This window comes from Clostridium senegalense, assembly GCF_018916625.1.
Taxonomy (GTDB): Bacteria; Bacillota; Clostridia; order Clostridiales; family Clostridiaceae; genus Clostridium_J; species Clostridium_J senegalense.
In genome coordinates this window covers 120,791-147,633 of record NZ_JAHLNC010000005.1, presented here as the reverse complement: position 1 = coordinate 147,633, position 26,843 = coordinate 120,791, and the positions used below count along the sequence as shown (strand labels likewise).

20 protein-coding genes are annotated in these 26,843 nt (G+C 24.5%); 14 read left to right on the top strand and 6 right to left on the bottom strand.

All coding sequences use genetic code 11. The features are described 5' to 3' along the window. Positions 1–82 precede the first annotated feature (82 nt). From KQI36_RS10635 to KQI36_RS10605, 7 genes are all read left to right on the top strand, one after another. The gene (locus tag KQI36_RS10635; RefSeq protein ID WP_216450844.1) at positions 83–2,326 is read left to right on the top strand and encodes a DUF4430 domain-containing protein; all 2,244 of its coding nucleotides are present in this window, start codon (positions 83–85) and stop codon (positions 2,324–2,326) included. A 167-nt stretch (positions 2,327–2,493) separates the two neighbouring features. After that, entirely contained in the window at positions 2,494–5,142 is a 2,649-nt protein-coding gene (locus KQI36_RS10630; protein WP_216450843.1) for a hypothetical protein, read from the top strand. 255 nt (positions 5,143–5,397) lie between these two features. After that, positions 5,398–7,215: an ABC transporter ATP-binding protein gene (locus KQI36_RS10625; protein ID WP_216450842.1), complete on the top strand. Its 1,818-nt coding sequence runs from the start codon at positions 5,398–5,400 to the stop codon at positions 7,213–7,215. Then, positions 7,216–9,012, top strand: a complete 1,797-nt coding sequence (locus tag KQI36_RS10620; protein ID WP_216450841.1) for an ABC transporter ATP-binding protein — start codon at positions 7,216–7,218, stop codon at positions 9,010–9,012. Positions 9,013–9,130: 118 nt separating this feature from the next. After that, the gene (gene abc-f, locus KQI36_RS10615) at positions 9,131–11,056 is read left to right on the top strand and encodes a ribosomal protection-like ABC-F family protein (protein ID WP_216450840.1); all 1,926 of its coding nucleotides are present in this window, start codon (positions 9,131–9,133) and stop codon (positions 11,054–11,056) included. A gap of 193 nt (positions 11,057–11,249) precedes the next feature. Further along, positions 11,250–12,260 carry a CPBP family intramembrane glutamic endopeptidase gene (locus tag KQI36_RS10610; protein WP_216450839.1) on the top strand — a complete coding sequence of 337 codons (1,011 nt, stop codon included), beginning with the start codon at positions 11,250–11,252 and terminating at the stop codon, positions 12,258–12,260. 212 nt (positions 12,261–12,472) lie between these two features. Further along, on the top strand, positions 12,473–14,389 hold the full coding sequence (locus KQI36_RS10605; protein WP_216450838.1) for a hypothetical protein: 1,917 nt from the start codon (positions 12,473–12,475) through the stop codon (positions 14,387–14,389). A 48-nt stretch (positions 14,390–14,437) separates the two neighbouring features. Here the strand turns inward: KQI36_RS10605 and KQI36_RS10600 are convergent, their stop codons facing one another. Next, positions 14,438–14,860: a hypothetical protein gene (locus tag KQI36_RS10600; RefSeq protein WP_216450837.1), complete on the bottom strand. Its 423-nt coding sequence runs from the start codon at positions 14,858–14,860 to the stop codon at positions 14,438–14,440. Between the two features lie 216 nt (positions 14,861–15,076). Here KQI36_RS10600 and KQI36_RS10595 point away from each other — a divergent pair, with 216 nt between their 5' ends. The 5 genes from KQI36_RS10595 (at position 15,077) to KQI36_RS10575 (ending at position 20,184) form a co-directional block, all read left to right on the top strand. Further along, complete coding sequence (locus KQI36_RS10595) at positions 15,077–15,994, top strand: CPBP family intramembrane glutamic endopeptidase (protein ID WP_216450836.1); 918 nt, start codon at positions 15,077–15,079, stop codon at positions 15,992–15,994. Between the two features lie 187 nt (positions 15,995–16,181). After that, on the top strand, positions 16,182–16,349 hold the full coding sequence (locus KQI36_RS10590; RefSeq protein ID WP_155844777.1) for a hypothetical protein: 168 nt from the start codon (positions 16,182–16,184) through the stop codon (positions 16,347–16,349). Positions 16,350–16,543: 194 nt separating this feature from the next. Further along, positions 16,544–17,521 (top strand): tyrosine recombinase XerC, encoded by a 978-nt coding sequence (locus KQI36_RS10585; RefSeq protein WP_216450835.1) that lies wholly within the window; start codon positions 16,544–16,546, stop codon positions 17,519–17,521. A gap of 157 nt (positions 17,522–17,678) precedes the next feature. Next, positions 17,679–19,628 carry an OPT family oligopeptide transporter gene (locus KQI36_RS10580; RefSeq protein ID WP_216450834.1) on the top strand — a complete coding sequence of 650 codons (1,950 nt, stop codon included), beginning with the start codon at positions 17,679–17,681 and terminating at the stop codon, positions 19,626–19,628. A gap of 130 nt (positions 19,629–19,758) precedes the next feature. Beyond that, positions 19,759–20,184, top strand: coding sequence for a PqqD family protein (locus KQI36_RS10575; protein WP_244991559.1), 426 nt, complete (start codon positions 19,759–19,761; stop codon positions 20,182–20,184). An 85-nt stretch (positions 20,185–20,269) separates the two neighbouring features. Here the strand turns inward: KQI36_RS10575 and KQI36_RS10570 are convergent, their stop codons facing one another. Then, the gene (locus KQI36_RS10570; protein ID WP_010297161.1) at positions 20,270–20,761 is read right to left on the bottom strand and encodes a dCTP deaminase/dUTPase family protein; all 492 of its coding nucleotides are present in this window, start codon (positions 20,759–20,761) and stop codon (positions 20,270–20,272) included. A 797-nt stretch (positions 20,762–21,558) separates the two neighbouring features. Between KQI36_RS10570 and KQI36_RS10565 the strand changes: the two genes are divergently transcribed. Next, entirely contained in the window at positions 21,559–21,975 is a 417-nt protein-coding gene (locus tag KQI36_RS10565; protein ID WP_010297164.1) for a hypothetical protein, read from the top strand. A 176-nt stretch (positions 21,976–22,151) separates the two neighbouring features. Here the strand turns inward: KQI36_RS10565 and KQI36_RS10560 are convergent, their stop codons facing one another. Continuing rightward, a complete protein-coding gene (locus KQI36_RS10560; RefSeq protein WP_216450833.1) occupies positions 22,152–22,955 on the bottom strand; it encodes a M55 family metallopeptidase in 804 nt (267 codons plus the stop codon). Positions 22,956–23,140: 185 nt separating this feature from the next. Here KQI36_RS10560 and KQI36_RS10555 point away from each other — a divergent pair, with 185 nt between their 5' ends. Beyond that, positions 23,141–23,629 carry a hypothetical protein gene (locus tag KQI36_RS10555; protein WP_216450832.1) on the top strand — a complete coding sequence of 163 codons (489 nt, stop codon included), beginning with the start codon at positions 23,141–23,143 and terminating at the stop codon, positions 23,627–23,629. Positions 23,630–23,851: 222 nt separating this feature from the next. Here the strand turns inward: KQI36_RS10555 and KQI36_RS10550 are convergent, their stop codons facing one another. From KQI36_RS10550 to KQI36_RS10540, 3 genes are all read right to left on the bottom strand, one after another. Then, positions 23,852–24,718, bottom strand: coding sequence for a coiled-coil domain-containing protein (locus KQI36_RS10550; protein ID WP_216450831.1), 867 nt, complete (start codon positions 24,716–24,718; stop codon positions 23,852–23,854). 492 nt (positions 24,719–25,210) lie between these two features. Further along, positions 25,211–25,708, bottom strand: a complete 498-nt coding sequence (locus tag KQI36_RS10545) for a GNAT family N-acetyltransferase (RefSeq protein ID WP_010297179.1) — start codon at positions 25,706–25,708, stop codon at positions 25,211–25,213. 398 nt (positions 25,709–26,106) lie between these two features. Further along, positions 26,107–26,700 carry a hypothetical protein gene (locus KQI36_RS10540; protein ID WP_216450830.1) on the bottom strand — a complete coding sequence of 198 codons (594 nt, stop codon included), beginning with the start codon at positions 26,698–26,700 and terminating at the stop codon, positions 26,107–26,109. Positions 26,701–26,843 lie beyond the last annotated feature (143 nt).

Below are 26,843 nucleotides of genomic sequence, written 5' to 3'. Positions count from 1 at the left end.
ATGTTTTTAAAGTGTCTTTTTTATAAATAAGGCACTTTTTTTAAAATAAGATACTTAAACAAGAATTTATGGAGGGTATGTTATGAAAGTAAGAATAAATAGAATTTTATCCTATTTAATTGCAATTTTAATAATAACTTCAACTTGTATTTTTAATATTCCTATCATTAATAATACATCAGTGCTTGCTAGTGAAATAACAGAAAAAGGATTTACAATTAATGATGCTATATACGGATTAATATATTATTATGACAATGAATATTATAATAATTCTAAAAGTAATAAGACCTTAGAAGGATTAGAATATGCAGCAATGTATAAAGCCAATGCAGATTTAACTAAGAAAAATTGGTCAACTAATGAAACAATAAAAACTTATGGAATATCAGGAAAAGCAAAACAAAGCATAATATTGATGGAGTTAGACATAAATCCTATAAATTATAAAGGTGAAAATTTAATAGAGCAAGTAGTGGAAGATTTAAATAAAACTACAAGTATTAAATTTATACAAAATATACTACAAGAAGTTTTAGCTGTAGAAATGTTTAATGAAAAATTTCCAGATCAAAAGATAAATTATAATGTGAAAAACATAATTGATTTAATACTAAAAGAACAAGATGAATCTGGATGTATAGGAGGTGCAATTCATAATACAGCTTATGCAATAGAAATATTTGATAAGTATAGTGATATAGATGGAGTAATAGAAGGAAAAGAAAAAGGAATTAATTATTTAAAAAGTCAAATAAAAGATAAAGGTGCGCTATACAAAGATGGAGGTACTTATTTTACTTATATCCATGCTCAAGCAGTAAGAGCTCTTTTACAAGCAGGTGAAGATGTAACTTCAGAAAAGTGGAGTAAAGATGGGTATAACATAGTAGATGGTCTATTTTATGAATGGAATGGGGAAAATTTCATTGATAAATATGGAAAAGATAGAGCTATAAATCATTATACAGAAGTATTATATACTTTAAGTAAGCTTAACGAATTAGGTTACAAAGATGTCTTTTTAAAAAATATTGAATTTTTAAATGTGGTTAGAGATGATACTAATCAATCTAAGGATGAGAAAGTTACTATAAATAAAGTTATAGATGGTGTAATAGACTATTATAATGAAAAGCATTTTATAGAAGAGCAAGGTCAATTAAGTAATTTTCACTATTCAGCTATGTATAGAGCCGGCGCTGATTTAAGTGAAAAAAATTGGTATATAAATGAAAAATATCAAACTAAATATGATATGAATTGGAGACTTTTAGGCACAAAAGCTCAACAAAGTTTAATACTTTTAGATATAGATAAAAATCCAAATGATTATGAAGGCAGAAAGTTTATAGAAGAAATAGTCAAGGAAATTGATGAAAAAAATAGTTATTTTACAGTTCCAGAATTAAATGCAGTTTTAGCAATAGATAAATATAATTCTAAATTTGAAAATGAAAAAGTTTCTTATAATGTAAATAAGGCTATTGAAAATATATTAAAGGCACAATGTAATGATGGTGGATTTAAACAAAGACAAACTTCAACGCCAACTAATACAGGTATTGCACTAACTGTATTAAATAGACATAGAGATATAAATGGTGTTAACGAAGCAATAGAAAAAGCTATAAATTACTTAAAGTGTCTTCAAAAGGAAGATGGCGCAATATACGAAACAACTTATATTACAAGTTGTTATTGTGATGTTCTTCAAGGCTTAATAGCTTGTGGAGAAGATATTACATCAGAAAAATGGACAACAGCTTCTGGAAATAATCTTATAGATGGATTATTTATACTTTGGAAAGATGATAATTCTTTTGATGATAAAGAAGGTGAAAGTTCAAATAATAGGGGATGGCTTGTAGCAAGTAAAAAGGCATTGCATAGACTAGTAGATATTAAAAACGCTGGTTATTCAGATTATGTTATAGAAAATATAAAAATTAAAAACTACAATGATAAAGAAAAACAAGGAAACACTTGTAAGGTAAATGTAGCTATAGCATTGCCGGAAAATGAATCCTATGTAGCTTATTTTAAACCACAGGAAGTTATTATAGATGATGAGAAACATACTGGAGGATTTACTGCTTTAGGAGCATTGCAAGCCTCAACTTCCTTATATGAAACAACTGGTAGCATGGTTACATCTATATATGGATATAAAAATAAAGGAACTAATGGATGGATGTATACAGTTAATGGTGTTTTACCTAATGAAATGGCTGGAAAAGTAAAGTTACAAGAAGGTGATAAAGTTATTTGGTACTATTCTACTGGTGGGATGAATGGGAACGCACCTAATTGGAATGATTTATAAAAAACATAAGAAGTTTTAAAAAACTTATTATTCAATTAAATAAAAGAAAGATATATTTAATTTAAAAGACAAATTTAAAGTGTAAATATGTATAAACTGCCATATAAATGATGGCAGTTTTATCCTAAAGTAAAAATTAAAATATATAAATAATGGGAAGTGGTTAAATGAATAAAATAAAAAAATCTAAAGTTTCAATGTGCTTAGCGTTACTATTAATAATTAATTTAATATTTCCAACTATGGGATTTGAGGTTAAAGCAAAAGATTTAACTTGTAATGAAATTAAAGTTAGAGTAGAAGGCACGAATAAAACATTATTTGATAAAGAATTTGAGATAACAAATGAAGAAGTAGTAAAAGATGTAATTAAAAACTCCATAGGGGAGGATAATGTTGACGGTTTAGAAAGTAATTTTATAACTGGAGTATTAGGAGAAAAAAGACAATCTCATATAGGATGGATGTATTATTTAATAGATAAAGATGGAAATGTAAAACAAGGTGATGTAATAAGTAATGAAAAAATAAAAGATATTAATAATAATTATTATAAAGAATTAGTATTACATATGGCTAAGTGGTCTGATGGAATAACTTGTGTGCCAAAAGTTACATATAGCAATGTTAACAATAATTATACTTTAAAAATTACAGAACAAAACATAATGATGGGTATTGACGAGAGAAATGCAAAAGATGTTAACATAAAAGTTGACGGAGTTGGAGAATATAAAACTGATGAAAATGGACAAGCAACATTTAAAATTAAATCTGGAGAAAATAAAGTCCATATTTATAAAACTTTAAAAGATTCTAAAGGTGTAGAATATCCAGCAATAGTAAGACAGAGCTTTACTCTAACAGGAGATGTAATAGACAATGATGTTAACATAGTTAAAATTCTTGATGATTTTAATAAAAATTATGAAAATCAAGAATTAAACTATAAGAAACTTTTAGCATTAAATTATTATAATGAAGTAAACAGAACAGATTTTACGTTAGAAGAAAGTGATAATGCTTCAAGTTATGCATCAAATATTATGGGAATATTAGCTTTAAGTGAAAATCCTTATAATTACAAAGAAATAAATTACGTAGAAAAACTTTTGAAATCACAGGATGATGATGGAGAATTTGTTGTAAGTGAAAATGACAAGAGTTCAGCTACTACATTAGCAAGTTGTATAATTGCTTTAGATATGGCTAAAGCTGATTTTGATAAAAATAAAACGGTTAAAACATTAATAAATAAAATTAATGACAGCGGGTTTGAAGACATAGATATTATAACTAACAGTATGATAGCCTTATCAAAACATAGAGATATTCAAGGTGTAAATGATATAATAAATTTATCTATTGAAAAATTAAAAGAAATGCAGTTAGAAGGTGGCGGCTTTGATTATTGTGGTTTTGGAAATAGTCCTTACTCTACAGGACCAGCAATTCAAGCATTAATATCTGTTGGTGAAAATTTAAATTCTGAGAAATGGAATAAAGGCAGAACACCAATAGAAGCACTTCTTGCATGTAAAATCGAAGGTAAAGGTTTTGAAATGATAGAAGGCATGGGAGAAGGAGAAGATGATGAAACTGCAACAGAGCTTGCGCTTTTAGCATTAGTAGATGCATATAAAGAAAAATCTGTTTATAGTGCGTTTACATTTATAAAAGAAGAACCAAGGGATTACAATAAAATAATAGAAAATGAACTTAATGATATTAATGACTATTTTAAAGATGTAAAAGAGTTTGATTATAATGCAATGATGGGATTATCTTTTTTATCTTATGATAAAAATCAACTAATTGAAAATATAAAATTAAAGGATAAAGAAAATGTATTTAATTTAGCTCAAAATGTTATGTCTATTATAACCATAGAGAAGGATCCTAAAAATTATAACGGAAAGAATTATATTGATTTGTTATATGATAAATTAAATAATGATAAGTTTACAGGTAAAAGTATTTATGGGTTAATAGCACTAGAAATGTCTTCAGCTAAAAAAGAATACATAGATACTATTATATCTAAATTTAAAACAGAATTTAATAATAATAAAATTAAAAAAATAAATGATAAATCATTATTAATTATTGCTTTATCTCCATATAAGGAAGATGATGAGGTGAAAAGTATAATTAGTAAGTGCGTGGAAGATTTGAAAAATGTGCAATTAGAAAATGGTGCTTTTACTATTGATGATATGTTTTCAAGTGGTGAAAGTGAAAATACAGCACTAGCTATAGAGGCAATAATAGCTTCTGGTGGAGATCCTTTATCAGAAGAATGGACTAAAAATGGAAAAAATCCATTAGATGCATTACTTTCTTTTAAAATGGGAAAAGGATATATTTATGAAAGTTCTCTTGGAGGATATGAACAAAATATGTATACTGGATACGTTTTAAGAAGTATTATTGCCTTGAAAAATAAAACTGTAGTTTTTAATAATTTTAAGCTAGATGAACCAGTAGAAAAAAATAATAAATTATCAATTGAAAATAATAGTATCAAAGAAAATTTTATAAAGGGCCATGATGTTAATATAGAATTGAAACTTAATAATAAGAATAATGATTCTGTTGAAAATGTAACTATAATAATAGGAGTTTTTAATAAGAATAATAAACTTATATCATATAAAACCTTAGAAAATACATTAGAAAATGGAGAAATTAAAGATATTAAAGAAAAAATAAGTTTACCTAATGAAGATAATTTAAATGTTAAAATCTTTACATGGGATAGTTTAGAAAAGATGAATAGTAAAAATGATCCTCTAGAAATTAAAGTTAAAAATTAATAATTATATTAAAAATACCCTACATGTAAGATTATAATGATCTACTTTTAGGGTATTTTTGTATTTTAATAAAGCTGTATGTTATATAGGGTTTCAAGTTGTCTTTTAAAATTATCTATACTTTAGAATGTATACCTATAAATAACTTCAAATATTTATTTATAATTTGTAAATTGTAATTATGATAAGTAAAAATATGTATTTGATATGATAACATATATTATATAATAATCATGAATTTGCAGGGGGCTTGTTATGGACAAGAAAAATAGAAGTGTAAAAGTAAATGTTTTATTTTTATTAAAAAATGCTTGGAGATGGGAGAAAAAAATATTTTTTTATTTTAGTATATTTACAGTAGTTACAGCGTTAGTTCCTTTTATAAGTATATTTCTTCCAAAGTTCTTAATTGATGAATTAACTGGACTTAAAAGACCTAATGTACTTATTAATATATTAGTAGTTTTTTTCATAATATCTTCAATATCAAACTTTTTAACAACATATTTAGATAATATAGCTTTTCCTAAAATGCTTTTAATAAGACTTAAATTTATGAATCTTATGCAGGAAAAATGTATGACTATGGATTTTGAATACACAGAAAATTCGAAAATATTGAATGATATAGAAACTTGTTCAAAGGCTATTGGAGACAATACAAATGGTATTGAAGGGGTTTATCATAAATTATTTGAACTTTTTGGAGCTGTTATAGCTTTTTTAGGATATATAACTATAGTATTAACTTTAAGTCCATGGATATTGTTATATCTATTAGCAAATGTAAGTTTTGTTTATTATCTGACGATGAAAATTAAGAAATACAGATACTCAAAGAAAGATGACTTATCTAATTATTCAAGAAAACGTAATTATATTTATGATATTATGTATAATTTTTCTTACGGAAAAGATATTAGAATTTTTAATTTAAGTTTATGGTTACAAGATAAATTTAATTTATTTAATAATAGTAAAGTAAATATTGAAAGTACCATTAAGAATAAAGAATTTAAAGTATCTATAGTGTCTATAGTATTACTTCTTATAAGAGAAGGATTGGTATATTTTTATTTAATTTATAATGTTTTAAAGGGTACTATGAGTATTGGAAATTTTACTATGTATTTTACAACTATTTCAGGATTTGCATCTTGGATGCAAACTATTTTAGATAATATAGCTCATATTAATGCTCAAAATTTATATATAAATGATTTTAGAGATTTTTTAGAATTTGAAAATAAAAAAGAAAATAATAATGAATTTAATAATATTCCCAAAGATACCACTTATGAAATTGAATTTAAAAATGTAAGTTTTAAATATCCTAACAGTGATAGATATATTTATAAAAATCTTTCATTAAAAATAAAAAAAGGTCAGCGTTTAGCTATAGTTGGTATAAATGGTGCAGGAAAGACCACTTTTGTAAAACTAATAACAAGACTTTATGAACCAACAGAAGGTGAAATTTTTATTAATGGAATAAATATATCTACTTTGAACAAGTCAGAATATTATAAATTATTCTCTGTAGTATTTCAAGAAATAAAGATATTTGCTTTTAGCATAGCTGAAAATATAGCTCTTATAGAAAATGAACTTATTGATAGAAATAAAGTCATTCAGTGTATTAAAAAGGCAGGCTTAACCAATAAGGTGAATTCTTTGGAAAATGGTATAGATACTTCTTTACTTAAAATATTAGATTCTCAAGGTATAGAATTATCTGGTGGTGAAAATCAAAGAATAGCATTAGCTAGAGCTCTTTATAAAAATGGAAAGGTAATTATTTTAGATGAACCAACTTCAGCATTAGATCCTATAGCTGAATATAATATTTATAAAAAGTTTGATGAAATGATTGAAGATAAAACAGCAATATATATTTCACATAGATTATCTAGCACTAGGTTTTGTGATGTAATAGCTTTTTTTGAAGATGGAGAAATTAAAGAATATGGAACTCATGATGAATTAATGAAAAAAGAAGGAAAATACTACTCTATGTTTAATGTACAAGCTTCCTATTATGCAAAAGAAAATCTAGAGAGGGAGTGTGTATAAATGAAAACTAAATTAAAAGAAGAAATTAAAGTAGATTTTAAAACAATAAAGCATTTTTTGAAAATTACTAATAATATTTCTAAAATGTATATTCCTTTGCTTATTTTATCCTCTATATTTAAAGCAATAACTCCCTTAATAAATATTATTATGCCTAAGTTTATTATAGATGAATTATTAGGTAGTAAAAGGGGGGAAGTGTTTATTACTTTAGTTTTAACAATAATAATAAGTAATGCATTGTTAAATATTATTAATAGTATATTAGATACAAAGTTAAGTATTTTAAAGATTCAAATTGTAAATGGGTTTGAGCTATTAATTGGTAAAAAGATAATGGATATGGATTTTCAAAATATCGAGGATCCTGAAATTTTAGATTTAAAAGAGAGAGCAATTTTCCCAGTTAATAATCAAGGAGTTATAGAAGATTTAATAGCTGTAATAGTAAATATATTTACTGAATCTATAGCAATAATAAGTATACTTGCTGTTATTTTAACACTAGATGTTTATATAATATTAGTTATATTAGCTATAGTAATATTAAATTCTTATATATACAAGAAAATTCAAAAAATGCAATTTAATATTTTTCAGGATTTAATTCCACTTAATAGGGCATTTGGATATTACTTAAGCACAACTAATGATTTTTCTATTGCAAAAGATATTAGACTTTATAATATATCACCTTTGATATTAGGCAAAATAAAAGAATATAACAAAACTACAATAAAAAAATTTGGAAATTTATCTAATGCAATAGGAAAATATAACGGTATTAGTAATATAAATTTACAAATTCAGATGTTAGCAGTATATAGCTATATGACTTACAAAGTATTAATGAATAAAATAGGTATAGGTTCTTTTGCTATGTATGTTTCTGCTGCTAGTAATTTTAGTAGTAATATTTCTAAATTTATAACTAATTTTATAAGAATAAGACAACTATGTATATATTTAAACCCATATATGGAGTTTGAACAAATTAAATCTAATCAATTAAGTGGTGAGAATAAAATTGATAACATAGCTCAATATGAAATTGAATTTAAAAATGTAAGTTTTAAATATCCAAGAAGTAGTAACTATACTTTAGAAGATGTATCTATAAAGATATCAGCTGGCGAAAAACTTTCTGTTGTTGGATTAAATGGAGCAGGAAAAACAACTTTTATAAAATTATTAACAAGACTTTATAGACCATCAAAAGGAGTAATTTTACTAAATGGAGTAAATATCGAAAATTATGATTATGATGAATATATGAAAATTTTAGGAGTAGTTTTTCAAGACTTTAAGTTATTTGCATTTTCTATTAAAGAAAACATTATACTTAATGATGCTAAAAAGTTTAATAAAGATAAGTTATATGAAGCTTTAAATAAATCTGGACTAGAAAAAGATGTACTAAAATTAGATAAAGGTATAAACACTCATATATACAAAACTTTTGAAGAGGATGGTATAGAATTCTCAGGAGGACAAGCTCAAAAGCTAGCTATATCAAGAACAGTATATAAAGATGCGCCTATAGTTGTCTTAGATGAGCCAACAGCAGCATTAGATCCTATTGCAGAATTTGAAATATATAATAGTTTTAATGAACTTATAGGGAATAAAACAGCAATATATATTTCACATAGACTATCTAGCTGTAAATTTTGTGATAAAATTGCAGTTTTCCATAAAGGCAGAATTGTTCAATATGGAACACATGAAGAGCTTATAAAAGAAAAAGAAAGTCAATACAACAAAATGTATATGGCACAAGCACAATATTATGCTTAATAAAGGAAAGGACTTATTAAATATAGTTTTTAGTTAGAATAATAAAAGGGTATTTCATAGTAAATATTAATCTTCAATGGTATAATTTTACTAAATACTAAAGATTGTAGGTGATATGATGATTGAACTATCTTTTAATAAAGTAAAAAAGTATTTAGATGCTACATTGGTACTAGAGGATGTTACTTTTAATATTTATGATGGTGAAAAGGTGGGAATTGTTGGAGCAAATGGATGTGGAAAAAGTACAGTATTAAAGTTAATAGCAGGGATTTTTACAATGACAAGAGATGATAAAGGGCTAATAACTATACCTAAGAATTATACTATTTCTTATCTTGACCAAATTCCAAATTATGATGAAGATGTTAAGGTTATAGATATTTTAAGCTTAGCTTTTAGTGAGTTAAAAGAAATTGAAGTAACTATGAAATCTTTAGAAATTAAGATGAAAACATTAGAAGGAGAAATCTTAAATAGGACTTTAAAAGAATATAGTTATTTGCAAGATAAATATACTGCAAAAGGTGGGTTTGAGCAAAAAGAAAAATTAAGCAAGGTTTGTAAAGGATTAAATTTCAATGATGACTTTTTAAAAAAAGATTTTAATATTTTAAGTGGAGGTGAAAAGACTACTGTAATTTTAGGGAAAATTCTTTTGGATTCTCCAGATATCCTTTTATTAGATGAACCAACAAATCATTTAGATATGGAATCAGTAGAATGGTTAGAGGGATATTTAAAAAGTTATAATGGTATTGTTATTATAGTTTCCCATGATAGATACTTTTTAGATAATGTAGTTAATAAAATTATAGAAATTGAGGATGGTGTTTGCGAGACATATAAAGGTAATTACTCTGATTTTGTTAAACAAAAAGAAGAAAATATGCTTATACAGTTTAATCAATTTAAAGAACAACAAAAGAAAATAGATGCTATGGAGAAAGCTATAAAAGATTTAAGAGATTGGGCATTAAGAGCAGACAATAATAAGTTTTTCAGACGTGCAGCAAGTATGCAAAAAAGTCTAGATAAAATGGAAAGAATAGATAAACCTAAATTAGAAAGAAAAAATATGACACTTAATTTTAAAGATAGTGAACGCTCTGGTAATGAAGTTATAAAATCAAAAAATCTATGTAAAAGTTATGATGATAAAACACTTTTTTATAATGGAAATATGTTAGTTAGATTCAAAGAACGAACGGCATTAATAGGTTCTAATGGAAGTGGTAAAACTACTTTTTTAAAAATACTACTTGATAAAGAAAACTTAGATGCTGGAGAAGTAACGATTTCAGAAAGTGCTAAAGTAGCATATCTTCCACAAAGCATACGTTTTAATGATGAAAATATGACAGTTATAGAATGTTTTAGAGAAGATATTTCTATTCTTGAGGGAAAAGCTAGAGAGTATTTATCAAAGTTTATGTTTTTTGGTAGTGATGTATTTAAAAAGGTTAAGCATTTATCTGGTGGTGAAAAAATTAGATTAAAATTAAGTATGCTTTTGTATGATGATATAAATTTATTAATACTTGATGAACCTACAAATCATCTAGATATTGACTCAATAGAAAACTTAGAAGAATCTTTAAGGGATTTTAAAGGGACTATATTCTTTATATCTCATGATAGATACTTTATAAATAGAATTGCTAATAGAATAATCGCAATAGAAAATAACTCTTTTGAAAGCTATGATGGAAATTATGATGCTTACAAAGAAGAAAAATCTAAATTTAATATTCAAATTGAAGAAAATAAGAAAAGTAAACCTGAAAGGAAAAATTGGAAAAATATAAATACGAAAAAAGTATTAGAAAAGAAAATATTTAAACTAGAGACTATTATATTAGAAAATGAAAAAAAAATTGAGCATTTAAACAATGAAATGGAAGAAAATAGCTCAGACTACTTTAAAATAATGGAGTTAAATATTTTAAAAGAAAATGTTGAGAAATCATTACAGGAATTTATAGAACAATGGGAACTACACTGGGAAGAATTGAATGAATATTTAGATAAAAATAATTGTTAAAGTTAAAAAAGTTAACATAAGAAAATATGGTCCTATTCAAAGTTATATATAAATCTAATAGGTAAATTTTAAAAAGTTTTATTGAAATTTAAAGTATTTTGACCATGTCTTATTATTTAGGATATCAAAATTTAAAAATATATAATTTTAAATGTCAATTTAGACCTTATACTAAATGAGAGGAGCTAGTTTAATGAATAATTATTCTTCTAAAAACAAAAGTGAAATTTTAACTTTTTTAATTATAAATTTTGGGATTACAGCTTTAATGGGAGTTATTCTTTTTATTGCATATAAAAATGTTTCATCAGAATTTATTGAAAATTTTGCAATTGTTCAAATGCTTTATCCTGCATTTGCCACAATTATTACCATGAGATATTTTAGAAAAGAAGAAATCAAAAGACCTGTAAAGATATTTTTTAATATTTTCATTATAACTACTATAATATCAATTATTATTTTATTTATAGGTACATTTGTCTTTAAAAACAATTTGAACATTTTATCAATTATTATACAAATAATTGTGGCTATATCTAGCTTTGTATCGGTTATTATTATACTACGTAATGATGATAATTCCTTTGAAAGTATAAATTTAAAATTTAATAATAATTTATGTAAAATTGCTATAATTTTATTAATATTTATAGGATTATATCTTCTTCGCATTGGCATACCTATATTGTTTCAAGATGATCAATCATTTGATGTGTTAAAAATACTTTCTACTTTACTTATGATGCCGTTAAGTTTATGTATAAATGCTTTTTTATCATTTACTATTTTTTTTGGAGAAGAATTTGGATGGAGAGGGTATCTTCAGCCAAGACTACAAAATATTTTTGGGAAAAGACTAGGAGTATTAATATTGGGATTTATTTGGGGTATATGGCACTTACCACTTTGTTTTACTTTGTATAGTCCTGAGACACCAATATATTGTGTTATAAACCATATTTTATTTTGTGTATTTTTAGGCATTTTTTTAGGATTTGCATATATGAAAACTAATAATTTATGGACACCGATTTTGATACACTTTGCAAATAATACTATAGGAATGGCTCTAACCGGTGGAAAAGCAGGTGTTATAACACTAAAAGCCTTAATTTTTGCAGCAGTTCTTAATATTATTACCTATGGACCATTTATCTTTTTAAACGAATATAAAAAAGATAAGGATAAGACTATTATATAATATATATTTTAAATTAAGTAAAAACGTTCTATAAAAACACTTGCTAAGGAAATTAGTACTTAGTAAGTTTTTTATTTGTACATTATAATCTAAAAGTGTATTAATTCTATGATGAATTTCTTATTGTTTACAAATACAAGAATTAAGATTTTAAAATAATAACCGACATTAAGTATAGGTGTATTTTGGAATTTTAGAAGGAGTTGAAAAAGTTGACTTTTAAAATAGAATTTAATAATAAGGTGTATACAGATCAATACATAAAAGATGCTAACATAGATGAAATAATAATACTTTTAAAAGAACTTAATTTAAGTTATAGCCAATATAAAGACTTTCTTTTTAATAGAGAGCTCTTAGAAAACAAAGTTTTAGAATTGCTTAATAAAAAAGGTAGATTAATTAAAGATGAAGAGATATTTTTAAAGGAATCTTCTGAAATAGAACTAGCAACTACCTTAGTAGAACAGTCTATAGACTATATAAGCTTTACCGAAGAAAAAAGTGAAACATATAATTTTATATCTAATAAAAATATAATTGAAGGGGAGTATTTTAACATGACAGAAAATTTAATTGAAAATAACTTTAATTTGCAAGATGATATATTTATATACATAAATAGTGGAAGTATAATCTTAAAAAAAGAGGGTAGCAAAAGTTTATTAACATTACCCTTATCAATAGTAGTTTCTGATATAGAATCTCCTGATAATTTTCAACTTGAAATATTAGATTTAATACTGAAGAATGAAATTAAAAAAAGTTCAAGCTATATAATAAATGATATAGAAAACCTATTATGCAACAAAAATTCTACAATTATATTAGATGATAATGAAAATCATATTACTATAAGTAAGGACACATTTATATATAAACTTTTAGATGCTTTAAAGGCGTTCTTTCAATTAAAACACATAATATATAAAAACTTAATTATTGCGTTTAATGAGTACAATATGATAAAAATTTTAATGAAAGAGAAAGATAATAATTTATTAACATCAAATTTAAATGTAATAAATATTTTAGCATTAAATCTTTATAAAGATAATCTTGAAATAAATAAATATAAGGATAACCTTTTATTTTTAGATATGAATAAAACTTTAATTTTTAAAAGCCACTGTGAGATTGAAGAAGGGGAATTTTGTTATTCTGCAAAAGGAGAAGGTCATGTAGTTTCAAAAAATTTAAATATATCTGTAGAAGCTTTAAGTAATTTAATAATGAAATATGGTTATTATAAATCTTTAAATTTAAATATAAAAAATGAATATATTAACTTTATTACAACAGAAGATATGTTTAGAGAATTAGATAACTTAGAAAATTTTAATGTTAATATAGACTTTTTTGACAGTAAAAACATAAACTTAAATTTAAAAGAAACAATAAAAAATTATTATTCAAATTTAAATACAATAATAATGTTTCTTCAAGATTCAGGTAAAAAAGATTTAAAGCTTAAATATGATCTAAAAGATAATAATATAGAAATAACTCTTTCATATTATGAAATTAATAAACTATTAAGTCTTGTTTTATATAATTCATTAAAAGATGACCTAAAAAATATAGAAGGCAAGATATCATTAGTTGCTCCTATAAAAATAGTTAAACCTTTAAGAGAAATACTTAAAGAATTCATACCTGGAAAATTAGTTACTGGTATTTCAATAGATAAAATGATGAATTATATTGAAAATGGATATAAAAATGTGTGTAAAGGTATAATAGATCATACATTTAATCTTTATGATAAAGAGGCAGATATATCTTTAGTTACTTTAGATTTTAAAGGAGATATAATAGAAGTTTTAAACAATGATAAAAAGGTAAATAGTTTATTTAAAAGTATTAAAACTAGTAATTTAGATTTTACATTAAGAGTTGGTGGAATAGTAGAGAATTTAACTATTTATTTAAATGATTTTATTCCTTTGGACAAAACTTTGAAAGAGGAATTAAGTAAAAAAATAAACATGAGTATAGATAACAATTGTATAAATAGTAATAAAATTTATGCTTCTTTAGATGAAAGCAAATTAACACTTACAGTATTTAGCATACAAAATAAAGATAATGCAGAATTTATATCTGATATAATAATAAAAGAATTTTAAATTAAAAGTGTCATACATAATTTAAATTTTATGTATGACACTTTTAATTTAATTATTATACAACGTATTTACAAGTAAGCTATTAGGATTGTTTTTTAATACATCTGATACTAATGATTCCATATCTTCAACTGTCAATAGGTTATAAGTAGAAAATATAAGCATCCATTCTTTATATTTTAAATTATCATCTAAGGCCAAAGCTTTTTTGCAATGATTAAATGCTAATTCTTCATAGCATAGTGGTGTTAATATAATTAATAGATAATACGAAGCTAAATAATGTCCATAAGCTAACTCCTTTATAGAGTTTGAATTTTCTAGTTTTGATAATTTATTTAATAACCAAAAATAAAAATTACTTTTGTTATAATAATTTTCTTCCTTAAAAACTATTAAATTATCTTCTGTCATATCAAATAAACTTAAATTACTTAAATTTAAGTTTAATACTTCATTAAGTTCTTCCATAAAAATTGCTCCTTATTAATTTGTTATTTTATAAATAGGTAATTGTTTATTATAGCATACTAAAATATTATACACATAAATATGATGAATTACCACCTAAAATTTGTAATTTAAAAGCTATTCAAGTACATATATTTCATTTTAAAGTAATAATTGTTTACATTTACTTAATATAACATTAATATGGAGACTGAAATATAAAAGGGTGGTGTAATAATGTTAATAAATAATAATGAGAGTTTATTCTTAAAAGCTAAAAAAAGTAAGAAGCTTGGTAATATAATTTGGACTCCTATACTAGCTGAAATTATGATTGAGTTTGGTGGATTTTTTGGCTGGATAGCTGCAATTATATTATTTAAATTCTTTACTACATTAGGATTAAATACAAATGACAATAAATTATTAATTCTCTTTTTAGATTTATCAGGATTTTTATTTATTAGTCTAGTAGTATTTTTTAGAGTAAAATTTATAGAAAAAAGAGACATATCAGATTTAGGGCTTAATAAGGAGAATAGTATTAGAAACTATTTAAAAGGTTTTTTACTAGGAAGTGTAATGATGTGTACAATTGCTTTTATATTATATATATTAGGTTATGCTACACTTGAAACGAATTCTATACAAAATGTAGGGATAAGTGCTATTACTAGCATACTTATAATTTTACCTGGATGGATTATTCAAAGTGCTAGCGAAGAAATAGTTGCAAGAGGGTGGCTAATGAATATTTTAGGTGCTAAATATAATGGGTTAGTAGGGCTCATTGTATCATCTATATATTTTGGATTAATTCATTTATTTAACCCTAATATCAATGTTTTAGCTATTGTAAATATTATTTTATCAGGATTTACATTTGGATTATATGTAATATATACAGGAAATCTTTGGGGGGCTTGTGGGTTACATGCTGCATGGAACTTTATGCAAGGCAATATATTTGGATTTGAAGTTAGTGGTTTAGATACATCAGTTGGTACACTTATAGATTTAAAATTAAAAGATAATTCAATAGTGTCCGGTGGTGTGTTTGGACCAGAAGCAGGTTTAGTAGCCACATTTATAGAAATAATAGTCATTATAGGATTTATATATTTAATAAGAAAAAATAAAATGAAAAAGGTTTAGGATAAGTTCATAAAGTATAAATAAGAACAGATTGAAATGAAAAAGATTCAGTCTGTTTTTATTAATTTTAAAATTATAATAATAAAGAAAGATTACTTAATAATTTGAGTATGATATAATATAGGAAAATAAAGTTAAATTTAATGGATAGAAGATTAATATAATTATATAAACTTAGAGGTGTAAGATGATAGTTAATAGTATAAAGAGCTTAGGCCATTTAAAATTAGATTATAAAGTTAATAATAATGGATTTAGAATAAAAGGTATTGGAAAGAATTTTAAGTTTAAAATAAATAAAAAAGTTACTAAAAACAAAAAAGTTATTACTAAAACTTTTATTATAAAAAAATAATTTAAATTTATAAAATTATAGTAGGTAAAAAAGATAGGTTATAGATATACTTATTATATAAAGCTATAAAAACCTCTCTTTTCAGTGATACATTTATGTCGTGAAATGTAAGTTTCACGACATTTTCATGTTTTTATGATATACTGTATATATTATGTAAATTATTTATTATTTTACCTTAGGAGGAATTTTTTATGGCTAAATTAAATTGTAAAAAACCCTATTACATAGATGATTTTTTAAATTATATGACCACTGTTAAAGGTGTTTCAAAAAGTACTCTAAAGGCATATACATCAGATATAAATCTTTTTCTTAGATTCTTGAAATTGCATAAAAATTTAGCACCTTTAGATACTCACTTTGATAACATCCCTATCAATGATATTTCTATTGAACTTTTAAAAACCCTTACATTAAATGATTTTTATGCTTATGTCTCCTATTTAGAAAACTCTAGAGGAAATGGTCCTAGTGCTAAGGCAAGAAAAGTTGCTAGTTTGAAATCCCTTTTTAACTATCTTGTAAATAAAGTTAAGTTAATTCCCTACAATGTTACACTAGAACTGGAGTCCCCTAAATTAGGAAAACGTAGCCCTATTTATCTCACATTAGATGAAAGTAAAGATCTTTTAACTGCCGCTAAAACTAGAGATAAAAATTCACAAAGAGATTATTGTATCATTACCCTATTTTTAAATTGTGGACTTAGATTATCTGAGCTTTGTAGTATAAACATATCTAATATTAAAGGTGACATATTAAAAGTTTTAGGAAAAGGCAACAAAGAAAGAACTATATATTTAAATAAAGCTGCACTAAAATCTATAAATAATTATATGCCTATTAGAAATGAAATTAATTTTAGAGTTAAAAATGAAGATAAAGACGCCCTATTTATAAGTGGAAAATATGGTAGAATTAACAAAAGAACTGTAGAGAGAATAGTAAAAAAGTATGTTGGGCTTGCAGGTCTTGATAAGGATAAATACACACCACATAAGCTAAGGCATACTAGTGCTACTTTAATGCACAAATACGGAAAAGTTGATGTTAGAACATTACAACAGATTTTGGGTCATGAAAATGTAGCTACAACTCAAATATATACTCATGTAGACAATGACACTTTAAGAGAAGCTATAAATCAAAACCCATTGATGGATGAATAGATACTAATAGAATAAAAAATATATTATAGAAAATAATAAGCATATAAATGCAATCTGTAACTAGTTAAAGGTGGTATTTATTTAACAAATGAAGATAAAGAGGAGAAATAATGCTCTTTATTTTACTAAACAAATGAAATAAGTAAGGAGGAGAATAATGACTACAAATAAAAAGCTTTCTCACAATGCCTATGGAGGAATTAAAGGTGAAGATTATATGCCTTTTGTACCTACTGATGTAGCAATGCCAGAAGCAACTACAATTTCCATAATAATTGGTATTATATTTGCTTGTATTTTTGCAGCAGCTAATGTATATCTTGGATTACAAGTTGGAATGACAATAGCTGCAGGTATACCCGCATCTATTTTAGGCGCTGGTATTTTAAAGAAAATATTTAGAAGAAATAATATTTTAGAAGCAAATATGATACAATCCGTTGCGGCTATGGGTGAATCTATAGCTGGTGGTATAATATATACCCTTCCCGCTATAATAATTTGGGGAATGACTTTAAATCTTTATACAATCTTTATTTGTACTGCCCTTGGTGGTCTACTAGGTCTAATTTTTGTTATTCCATTTAGAAAATATTTAATAGTTGAGCAGCATGGTGAATTAATTTTTCCAGAAGGTATGGCTGCTGCCGAAGTTCTTGTTACAGGAATGGAAGGTGGAAGTGGTCTTAAAACTGTAACCACAGGTATTGGTGTAGGTGCCCTATTTAAATTCTTTTCATCTGCATTTAAAATTTGGCAAGAATCACCAGAATGGGTAATAACTCCTCTTCAAGGAACATTAATTGGGGTTAATGCAATGGCCTCTCTTGTAGGTGTTGGATTTATTGTAGGACTGGAAGTAGCTCTTTATATGTTTGGTGGTGCACTAATTGCATGGCTTGGGCTTATACCATTAATAAAATATGTAGGAGCAGATCTTATGACTCCCTTGTTTCCTTCAGCATCTTTAATATCAGAAATGGGTGCATGGGACATTTGGAGCCAATACATAAGATATATAGGTGCTGGAGCTGTTGCGGCTGGTGGATTTATTAGTCTTGGTAAGTCATTACCAACAATAATAAAATCTTTTAAAACAGCACTACAAGGACTTGGTGGAAATAGTGAAACTACTATAGTAAAAAGAACTGATGTAGATACACCACTAACCTGGGTTTTAGGTGCAGCAATTTTAGTATTCATCCTTGGTTGGTTCCTACCAGGTTTAAAACTAGGTGCTTTAGGTTCATTTTTAGCAGTATTATTTGCATTCTTTTTTGCTGTAGTTTCAGCAAGAATGGCAGGAATTATTGGAGTATCTAATAATCCAGTATCAGGAATGACTATTGCTACCCTACTGTTTATTACAGGAATCTTAAAATTATTTAGATATGAAGAGCAAGCTGGTATGAATACTGCAATACTTTCAGGAGCTGTAGTATGTATAGCTATAGCTGTTGCTGGTGGAGTTGCTCAAAGTTTAAAAACTACTTACATAATTGGTGGTACTCCAAAAAAAGTTGAATGGGGCATGTATTTAGGTTTATTTTTAGCTTCTTTTGCAGCTGGTGGTGTTTTACTAATGCTACATAACAGTTATGGAATTGGATCTAAAGCTGTTCCAGCACCACAAGCTACATTGATGTCTATGGTTATCAAAGGTGTTATGACTGGACAATTACCATGGACACTAGTTGTTGTAGGCGCTATTCTAGGAATATTTTGTGCATTGGCAGGACTTCCAATACTTCCAGTGGCACTTGGACTATACTTACCAATACATTTAACTACGGCAATTTTAACTGGTGGAATAGTAAGAACTTTTGTAACTAAGAAATTTAAAACTAATGAAGAACAAGGTAAACTTCAAACAGAAAGAGGTATACTATTATCTTCAGGATTGGTTGCTGGAGATGCATTAACAGGAATACTTGTAGCAATTATTTCAACAATTACAATTGGAGGTACTCCTCTATCAGAAAAAATATCTATTGGAACAAATTTTATGCCGTCAATTGCTAACAGTCCTTGGACTGCATTGGTAGCCTTTATATTATTAGCATATTGGGTATATGCATTTTCAATTAGAATAGAAGAAAAAGCTTAATATTGTTATGGGTGGAGTTTTGTACTCTACCCTATTTTTATATGTTTTTTAATTTCTATTTACTTTTAAAGTGAATTTGTATTAAATTTAGATATATGTGTAATAATTTTAAATATAAGGAGTGAGTATCATGATGAAAAAAGAAAAAAACTATGAAGAGCAAGATAATTTTCTTAGATATATACCAGTTATCAAACATAAAGATTATAAAATAAAAGATGATATTGTATATTTAATATTCTATCATAATAAACTAGCAGAAAGATTTTTAAGAAAGATTAATAAAAAAAGGCCTGCTATTAGTGATATTAAATTTGATAAAATAGGTAGCAATGTTTGGATGAATATAGATGGTAGAAAAAATGTTTATGATTTAGGTAAATGTCTACTTGAAATGCCTATTTTAAAAAAGGAATATGAAAATACAACAGAAAAAGATTATATTAATGGATGTCACCCTATCTATCAAAGACTTATAATGTTTCTGCGATATGTAAGTAAAAAAGGTTGGATTTCTTTTATTTTATCAGATGATATAATAAAAGAAAAACATTAATAAAAACCTCTACCTTTCTAATTTAATAAGGGTCGAGGTTTTTTATATAATATATAAAATTTTTAAAAGTTATATTTCAAACTTATTATTTATCAGTACTACCAAAGCCACCTATTCTTTCACTGCCAATAAAATCATCGTCATCTGCTAAAAGATATTTTCTAAAGATTCCTTGGCCTATAGCGTCTCCTTTTTCTATAATCCAAGGTTTATTACCTTCATTTCTTAACTTAATAAAGTAGTGACCTTCATTACTATCGCAATTATAATAATCACTATCACCAAGTCCTATAGTGTTTGCAAGTCTTATATAATATTTAAATCCCATTCCACTTCTAGGATATATGTCTAAACTTTCATCGTTAAGCATATAAGATTTGAATCCAGTTGGGATTATTATATCCTCTTTAGGATTCAATATAAAGCTTATAGGAGAATATATATCATAGCCTGCTGCTCTAGCTGTAGCTCTTTTAGGTAATTTTAACTCATCATAAGATACATTTAAATCTTGGAAATCTTTTTCAAATTGATTTATAGAAATTTTTTCAAAGCCTCTAGTTCTTTTTTTATTCATTTAAAAGTCTCCTTTTCTTTAGATATAACATAATTATACATAAATAAAATATTATTAACAACTTTAAAGAGATATGAAAGAAATTTTATGATATATTTCATATATATAGTTAAAATTATAAAATTTACCGAGGATATATATTTAAAATCCATAAAAAATGAAATTAAAACATGTTTTTTAATTCAAAATATACTTTAATATGAAGATAAAACATACAATTTATACAAGTAGGCACTAAGATTTTATTAAAACTTATTAAGATTTTAAAATATAGAATGAAAAAGTTTGAAATAATATATGTTTTTATTTATAAAGAGAAATTTTTAAAGTGAAAAAATTCAAAATGGAGCTGGTTATTAAAAAAATTCCCGAGTCTATAAAAGAATTTCACTTTTAAAATGAAAGTTATAAATATTATAAATTCAATTATTGTATAAAACAAATATAATTCAGTTATATAGAATATGTATATAAAAAGTTTCTTTTTATAGTTAAAATTATCATTTTTGCATATTTTATTAGTATTTTGATAAGAATTATAAATATTAACCTGAACAAATAAATCTATATCACTGTATAAAATAAATTTACTCAATTACTTTATATATTTATTACAGAATATTAACAGAAAAGTAAGAAAAACATGGTTAAAAATGGTAAAATATATGTTAAAATTAATCTACATAACAATTCAAAATAATATTTTATATCAATATTATTATCAATGTGTATATTAATATAAAGAATAATTATTTTAAACTACATATTTTTATTAACTTTATAGGAGTTGTTGTAAAATGCTATTTAGTGAAATATTTCAAAAATACCTTTCTATGTATATACTTGCAATAACAGCACTCTTGGTTGGCAAGCTTGTTGGTTTTAAATTAATATTTTTTACACTAGCTTTATTATTGTTATTTTTATGTATTGTACTAAGAAGAGATTTGAATTTTCATGAAAAATTTATAGAATTAGTAAATGTTAAAGAATTTAACAGATATATGTTAAGTGGTCAGAAAAAGCAAAAGAATATTAGAGTATCAAATGTTTTAATAATATTTCTTTGGTCCATTACTTTTTTAATAAATGCAGTTACTATACCATGGAAAGCAGGTTTTAAAACTGTGTTATGCAATTTTATTTTTGTAGTTTTAGTTGTTATGATTTTTTTAAGTTTTATAGGGATATTTGTTTATAAAGATGAAGTTTGAAACATAAAAGTCTATGTGAGATACAATTAATTAATATTTTATCTTCATATAGACTTTTTTATAAAAACTTATAAAGACTTATAAAGTTTCAAGTTACTTTTAAAAGTCTTTATTGCCAAAGTTTAGGTATATAAAATTAAGTTTTATTAGTTTATAAATTGCTTTAACTACTGAATTTATGTTAAAAATAAAAATGCTTGTAGAACTTCAAAATAATCTTTAGATTTAAAAGTTATAGTATTGCTGTCTTTTAACTCAACTTTTGGAAAAAAGCTAGCTTTATAGGCATCATTATGATTTTTATAACTTATTTCCACATTAAAACTGTTAGGTAAGGGTTCTATAAATTTATCAAAAACAGTTTCTTTTATTAAATTTTCTGTTGTTTTTAAAATTGTATCTTCTATTTCCATAGGGTGGATATTTACAGCAGAATCTCCTACTCCAATTTTAGTTACAATAGTCTTAATATTTTCATTAACCTTTTTAACTTCTTCACACAATGCTCTATCTCCAGTTACTAAAACAACAGGAACACCTATATATAATGAAGTATAATAATTAATTTTAAATTCACTAGCTATTTCATCATTTATTTTTATATATAAAATTTTATTAGGGTCCATTGTATGAGCTAAAGGACTTCCATTTGTTCCACCAGCACTATGATAACCTATAAATATACTGCAATTAAAACTTTTATCAAGTCCTTCCATCATTAGATAAGGATGATAAGCCCACCCTCTAATTAAATTGGCTTCTCTAGGTAAGTCTCTATGAATTATATTTCTTCCACTTTCATGTGCATCCTTTATAAAAATATCAGCTGTATTATTCTTCAATGCACCTAAACAAACGGCGTTAACTTCTCTTGTAAGTTGAATCTTAAATTCTTCATAATCTTCCTGTCCTTTTGTAGTTTCATTCCAATGACAAATATCACTTACCCCTTCAATATCTGCACTTATAAAAATTTTCATTTAAACACCTCTTTTATTTGTATATACTATAGAGTTTATCATATAATTGTTTATTTATAGCTAATTAATATTCACATACTATTTTAATATTATGGATTATTTGACTTAAAAAGTAAATAAATATAAAATGTATAATATATACATTTTATATTTATTCTATACAGAATATTAAATGGAGGTATGAAATGAAGAAGAGTGAAAAATTAATAGCTATTTGTATAATTTTTTTAATTTTAGGATTTAGTTTATATAAAAATAGTTCCTTTTATATTAATTCTGATATGTATTTATCTAGTAAAGATGAATCTGATAAAAGTATTTATCATATGACAAATGTAATAGATTCACGGGATGGAAAGAGTTTTGATTTTGATAAATTTACAGGTAAGTGGTCTTTAATGGAGGCATTTTGTGATAAAGATACAAAAATAGTTATAAAAGATAAAACTAAGATTAATAAGGGGTTATTTTACATTGTAGTATTAGATTCCAACTATAACATAGTAGCTAAAAAAAATGAAGTAAAAGAAAATGAAGATGAAGATATAGAAATTAATATACCTAAAAGTGATAAATATTTTATTAGAATTATTGGTGAAAATGCAGGCGGACACCTTAATATAAAGGTAAAAGGAAATGATAATATAAATCACATAGATTTTTTTTCAGCTTAATTTATTTATTTTAAAATTATTTTTGTAAAGTGCATAAAAATTGTACTAAAGTCAATAATTGAAATAAGAATTGGTGATAAAATGGTCTCCACTCACCTTAATGAATATTTGTAAAATGTTTTTGTTGTGTAAATTTTCTCTCTATATTTACTTATTAAAACATAAATGGAATGTGTATTTAAATAATTATCACCAATTCTTAAACCTATTATTTATAACATATTATTTTTCGTTATTCTTTTGAGTTCCCATTATAAGCTTACGTATAACTTCCCCGTCTTCCTCACGTTTTTCCATAAGATGCATTATTTTATTATTTAGTTCTGTTTCTTTACTACTTAATCTTTCTTTATATCCTTCTTCTAAAGTTAACATTTTTCTTTCATATTCAAGTTTAATTTTTTCAAGTTCCATTTCACTTAAATATATATTTTTATTAGTTAACTCCTCTACCTCTTTTTTATAATTATTTTGTAAAATAGTAAGTTTTTCTTCGAGATTTTCAACTTTAAGCTCTTTTTCTTTTAAGTGATTTTTTAAAGTTAAAATTTCTTTTTCTAAATCATTTATCAATTTATTTTTCTTTTCATCGACCTCTTTTATGCTTTTAAACTCATATAGTGATTTTTCCATATCTTTATTTTTTTCTTCTAACATAACATTAAAGTTTTTTAATTGATTTAAATCACTTTCTAAAGAACTTATTTTCTTATCTCTTTTATCAATTTCTTTATTAAGCTCTTTTAATTTATTATTTTCTTCTTTTAATGTAGCTATCTCCTTTTTAAGATTATTTATCTCTCCTTCTTTCAATACATTAGCTTCTTTATTTAAATTAGTTACTTCTTGAAATTTTATTTTATTTCGCTCTGTAGAATTTATAAAAATGTCTACAATTCTTCCTGTAATGTTTTGCAATTCTTTAATATCATCATTAATACTAAAGTTATCATCCTTAATTGAATTTAACTCATAGAATTTTACCATAGTTTCCATGAATTCTTTGTTGTTTATTCCTTGTTTTTGTGCTAAATCATTAAATTTTTCCTTTAATTCATCACTTATTCTTACACTAAAAGTCGTATCCATAAAAATTCTCCTTAAATCTATAAAATTTGTTTACTTCTATATATGCTTATTAATTGTAAACATTAAGTTTTCAACGTAAACTTAATGTTTACACTATAAATTATATCATAAATTGGTAAACAAATAAATGATTAACTGTTGATAATTATAGAAAATAAGTTTAACTCAATATAACTTTTATTATATTGAGTTAAAAATAAATATAAAATATAAGTTATAATAATAAATCTTAAAAAGAGGTAGTAATTAACTATATAATAATAAATGTAATAAAAAACAGAAAAAATAACCTAAAAAGAGGTAGCAAACACATTGAAATAAAAAACCAAAAGTGAGCAAAAAACTTTCGCCCACTTGTACAATTATCAATGAATTTAATTTTAAAAAAATTTAAATTATATAAATCAAAGTTGAATAATGTTTATCAATGAATAATAATATCCTTTTAAGCTCTATTTTTTATAAATTATATAATTTCAGAATCAAGATAAACTATAAAGTTAGTACATATGAGTAATAGTCATCATTTTCTTGTAAAAGAGTAAATCCAAGAGAAGTAAAAAGCTTTTGAGATCTTATATTATATTTATAAACTAAAGGTATATGAAGTTCTGTTAATCCTAAGATTTTAGCACGATTTATCAATGTAGATACAACTTGTTTTCCAATACCTTTTCCAAAATAATCACTATCCCCTATAACTATAGGTAAATTTTCTTGTGATAAAGTTACATCTCCTATAGCTTTCCAAGAATTATTTTCTAAAATTTCTATAAAGTATAATTCACCAATTGACGATAAATAATCATACATTTTAGTTATTTTTTCTATTTCATAAGGTGCTATATCCCTACCTTCAGAATAATATAATATCTCTGGATTGCTGTACCAGGGCAGTGCCAACTTATATCTGTCTTTCGTGACTTTTGTTAGTTTTAATCTATCGTTTATATATATAGTTTTCGGTTGTTTGATTTTTTTGAAACTCATAAAAACACCCCTTTACAAAACATATATTAAAATAAATTAGAAATTGAAATCTTCTATATATATAGGGAAACAAGCTCCAATTTAAATTTATTCAATAATCTTAAAATATTTTTATACAAGATGCAGTGTTGAATTCTAAGTGATTTAGAGCATGTCTCACTATTTTAGGTATCCAAGTTTTGGAATAGATGACTTTAAGAGTCAACTTGGAACCTTATGAGATATAATAATCCAAAATTAAGCTTAAATACATATTTAAATTTAAAATATTAATAAATATTTATTGCTCAATCTTGGTAAAGATGTAAATTATAAACCCAATAAAATATAATTCAATTTTAAATTATAGAAAATTTTGAAAACTTAATATATTAATATAAGAGGGAAAGTATGCCCTCTTATATTAATATATTATTTAGTTGTAAAATAGATGCCACCGTCAATATTACAAATATGAATAAAAAACTTGAATATAACATTTTAGATTTTAAAGAATGCTTTTTACGTTGTGTATTAAAATATGAATTTATATCTTCAGCAAGAGCGTCTAATCTGTTGGTATTACTAGCATTAGTATTTAGCGAGATATTGCTGCATATATTTAATGAATTTACTTCTATTTTTAATATTTCATCATAAAAATATAAAATATATGAATTATTAACAGTTTTGAATTTTATGTTATTTTTTCTTAAATAGTATAAAATCAAATCATCAACAGAATAGCCATGTTCACCATAAATGCTATAACTATATTTTCCATGATCAAAAGAAATATAATATAAAATTCCCATCAGTGCTAATACAAATAAACTTTTAAAACTAATTAAACTATGATACTCTATAGCATAGGCTAAATAGCACAAATTAAAATATGTCATAACATAAAATGATTCTATATATGACTTTATAATAAATTTTCTTTTTAAAAAAATTAATAAAAACATAGAAAAACTGACAAGTATACCTAATACTAAGCTAACATTAAGCATATTGGCCTCCTTTGTACATAAAAATGTAAATTATTTTAAAACCATATGAATTTTAACATATATATGTTAAATAAACTAGGGGATTTTAATAATTTATTAAAGAAGCTAAATTTAGAATTTTGTCTATTTTAAAAATCAATTCT

Coding starts and splice junctions, on each gene's coding strand:
- abc-f (WP_216450840.1), top strand. CDS start 9,131: ATGATTGAACTATCTTTTAATAAAGTAAAAAAGTATTTAGATGCTACA.
- KQI36_RS10550 (WP_216450831.1), bottom strand. CDS start 24,718: ATGGATACGACTTTTAGTGTAAGAATAAGTGATGAATTAAAGGAAAAA.
- KQI36_RS10620 (WP_216450841.1), top strand. CDS start 7,216: ATGAAAACTAAATTAAAAGAAGAAATTAAAGTAGATTTTAAAACAATA.
- KQI36_RS10600 (WP_216450837.1), bottom strand. CDS start 14,860: ATGGAAGAACTTAATGAAGTATTAAACTTAAATTTAAGTAATTTAAGT.
- KQI36_RS10590 (WP_155844777.1), top strand. CDS start 16,182: ATGATAGTTAATAGTATAAAGAGCTTAGGCCATTTAAAATTAGATTAT.
- KQI36_RS10610 (WP_216450839.1), top strand. CDS start 11,250: ATGAATAATTATTCTTCTAAAAACAAAAGTGAAATTTTAACTTTTTTA.
- KQI36_RS10545 (WP_010297179.1), bottom strand. CDS start 25,708: ATGAGTTTCAAAAAAATCAAACAACCGAAAACTATATATATAAACGAT.
- KQI36_RS10585 (WP_216450835.1), top strand. CDS start 16,544: ATGGCTAAATTAAATTGTAAAAAACCCTATTACATAGATGATTTTTTA.
- KQI36_RS10570 (WP_010297161.1), bottom strand. CDS start 20,761: ATGAATAAAAAAAGAACTAGAGGCTTTGAAAAAATTTCTATAAATCAA.
- KQI36_RS10575 (WP_244991559.1), top strand. CDS start 19,759: ATGATGAAAAAAGAAAAAAACTATGAAGAGCAAGATAATTTTCTTAGA.
- KQI36_RS10635 (WP_216450844.1), top strand. CDS start 83: ATGAAAGTAAGAATAAATAGAATTTTATCCTATTTAATTGCAATTTTA.
- KQI36_RS10580 (WP_216450834.1), top strand. CDS start 17,679: ATGACTACAAATAAAAAGCTTTCTCACAATGCCTATGGAGGAATTAAA.
- KQI36_RS10540 (WP_216450830.1), bottom strand. CDS start 26,700: ATGCTTAATGTTAGCTTAGTATTAGGTATACTTGTCAGTTTTTCTATG.
- KQI36_RS10630 (WP_216450843.1), top strand. CDS start 2,494: ATGAATAAAATAAAAAAATCTAAAGTTTCAATGTGCTTAGCGTTACTA.
- KQI36_RS10555 (WP_216450832.1), top strand. CDS start 23,141: ATGAAGAAGAGTGAAAAATTAATAGCTATTTGTATAATTTTTTTAATT.
- KQI36_RS10560 (WP_216450833.1), bottom strand. CDS start 22,955: ATGAAAATTTTTATAAGTGCAGATATTGAAGGGGTAAGTGATATTTGT.
- KQI36_RS10625 (WP_216450842.1), top strand. CDS start 5,398: ATGGACAAGAAAAATAGAAGTGTAAAAGTAAATGTTTTATTTTTATTA.
- KQI36_RS10565 (WP_010297164.1), top strand. CDS start 21,559: ATGCTATTTAGTGAAATATTTCAAAAATACCTTTCTATGTATATACTT.
- KQI36_RS10595 (WP_216450836.1), top strand. CDS start 15,077: ATGTTAATAAATAATAATGAGAGTTTATTCTTAAAAGCTAAAAAAAGT.